A 2235-nucleotide genomic window follows, 5' to 3' on the forward strand; every position below is an offset into this window, starting at 1 on the left:
CGCCCTCACCGCCGGGGTCGATAGTGACGACGAGGAACATCGCCGAGCTGGTCAGCGGACTGAGCACCGACTGCGGCGTAACCGGTGCGACCGGACGTTCCAGCATAGACATCGATGCTCCCTTTCCTGGTCGCGGGACAGGTCGACGGCCGTCCGCTTGGTCGAAGCCTAAGCCCGGGCTTATGCCCCGATAGCCGGGGACAGCGGCGGGCGGGTGGTTGGCCGCCCAGACGCCGATCCGCGCGCCGGGCCGCAGCCGCGGGTGCTGGTGGGAGACCTCCAGCACGATCGGGTGGTGTCGGCGAACCTGTTCTTGACGTCCTCGGAGCGCCATCCGGACAGGTCCATGACGGTGCCGTCGCCGACGGCGGAGTGTGCCGTCGACATACCACGTGGCCTTGCCGTGACCCATATGCCGTCACTTGCCCAGGTGAGCGTGCGCTGCGGCTGCTGACCAGCAGCAGCGACACCACACTGCGCTCTGCCATCGACGAGCTGAGCAGTTCTACCGCTCTTTGGCGGATGATGCCGCCCGGCCTCATCCGCCAACGGAGCTTGTGGGTGTGTTGCGGGATCGGCCCTGGGGCGGGGGCGCGCTGACGACGACCGGCCCCTTGCTCCCGCTCCCGCAGTAGCGCGGGTTCCTATCTCCCGCAGCGCTACTGCATTCTATCTGCCGTTCCGGCAATGGCCTTCCACCTGCCTACGCCCAGCACCGTCGCACACCGGCCTGTTCGCGGCGCTCCTGATCTACTGCTGACGGCAGTACCCCGGTCCGACGCCCGCCCGGCATCGCGGTGCCGCACCTACCGCAAGGCAAAGCCCAGTGTGCGTCAGTAGCGGTCCCACTTAGCCGTGAGTTTGGAGCCGCCCCTCGCGAGTGTATTTCACAAGGCGTGTTCACGGGACCCGCCTTCGTTGAAGCTACGAAATCCCTGGCACGCCGGTCGAGAAGGCAGGCCGTTGGAGCTTCGCGCGCTCCTCCGGCTCTCGAAGCATCCGGGCTTGCACCGAACAGCCCGGCCTGGTTCAACACCTCGGCGAAATTGTCAGGCGGTAGCCGATAGGCGTCGAACAAAACACTGGGCCCGAACCACTACTAGCTGGCAAGATCGAACTACGCCTTTGTAGTTCAACGTGGCCGTTGCGACTCATGAAAGCACAGCTCACAGTCGAACTGATGACGACGTCCGGACCTGGATGCGGCAATGAAAGGTCAGCCGCACCCTTCGCCGGCGCCCACCTTTTGCCGCTCACTCGGCGACAATTCCTTGCCGTCGGGACGACCGGGATACTGCGGCACGTCGAGCGCCTTAGTCCAGGAGATGCGGAACCTCGTGAAAATCTCCATGATCGGCGGCTTGACGGCTTCAGGATCGTCGAGACTGCCAAGCATCACGAACACCTGGCCCGGGAATCCCGAAAGCTTGTCGGTGAAAACCCGAGCACCGCAATCGGGACAGAAATTGCGCTCCAGCGTGTTCCCGCTGGCGGCGATATAGGGATAGGGATGCGGGTTACCGCTGAGGAGCTTGAAGTCGTCAGCGGCAACGCTGAAATAGGTCGCCATGACGCTTCCGGACGACTTCTGACAGTCCTTGCAATAGCAGTTCGCGACGAACTCGGGTGCGTTGCTGAACTCGTATGTCATGGCACCGCACGCGCAGCGGCCCGTAAACTTCTCTGACATATCCCAATCTCCGATGTTATTGCGTTCGGCCGGACCATGGCAGGTGGCGTAGCCGAAGGGTGGAAGCGCTTACGAATGATCGTCAAGCGGTGCCTACCTACCCGCCTGCAGCCAAATTACGGTGAAGCACTGAATGCGGGCTGACTTTCCACTGACAACAACCTTCCACTAGTGTCGCGTGTCTGAAAAAGTTGGACAGTGCCGAGGGCGTCGTACCGGGCTGCCAAGATGCGGGCGTGGACGACGCGTTGACGGTGCTGAGGCGCGAGTTCGAGTCCGTGGATGGGAGCTTCCTGCTCCGACTGGGCGGTGAACTCGTGTGGGACCGGGCGTCGTTCAGCCGGTTGGAGCAGGCGATGCGGGTGGCCTGTGAGCAGCTCGAGGGTCATGACGACTTGCCGCGCTGGATGGCTGAGGGGTTCTACGAGGTCTCACACTTCGTGGCGGAGTAGACCGCGCACCCGAACTTTCCTCGGCCGGAGTCAGTCCGCTGACCAGCTCGGCGATGTTCCTCGTCGTCACTATCGACCCCGGCGGTGAGGGCG

General features: G+C 63.6%; 2 protein-coding genes. One reads left to right on the forward strand and one right to left on the reverse strand.

The annotated features are described in order from the left end of the window. Positions 1 to 1216: 1216 nt before the first annotated feature. Complete coding sequence (locus ACFOYX_RS31835; protein WP_322444132.1) at positions 1217 to 1651, reverse strand: GFA family protein; 435 nt, start codon at positions 1649 to 1651, stop codon at positions 1217 to 1219. Between the two features lie 275 nt (positions 1652 to 1926). Between ACFOYX_RS31835 and ACFOYX_RS31840 the strand changes: the two genes are divergently transcribed. Beyond that, positions 1927 to 2142, forward strand: a complete 216-nt coding sequence (locus tag ACFOYX_RS31840; protein WP_322444131.1) for a hypothetical protein — start codon at positions 1927 to 1929, stop codon at positions 2140 to 2142. Positions 2143 to 2235: the final 93 nt, after the last annotated feature.

Origin of the sequence: Micromonospora sp. GCM10011541 (genome assembly GCF_042650725.1) — a bacterium.
GTDB lineage: Bacteria > Actinomycetota > Actinomycetes > Mycobacteriales > Micromonosporaceae > Micromonospora > Micromonospora sicca.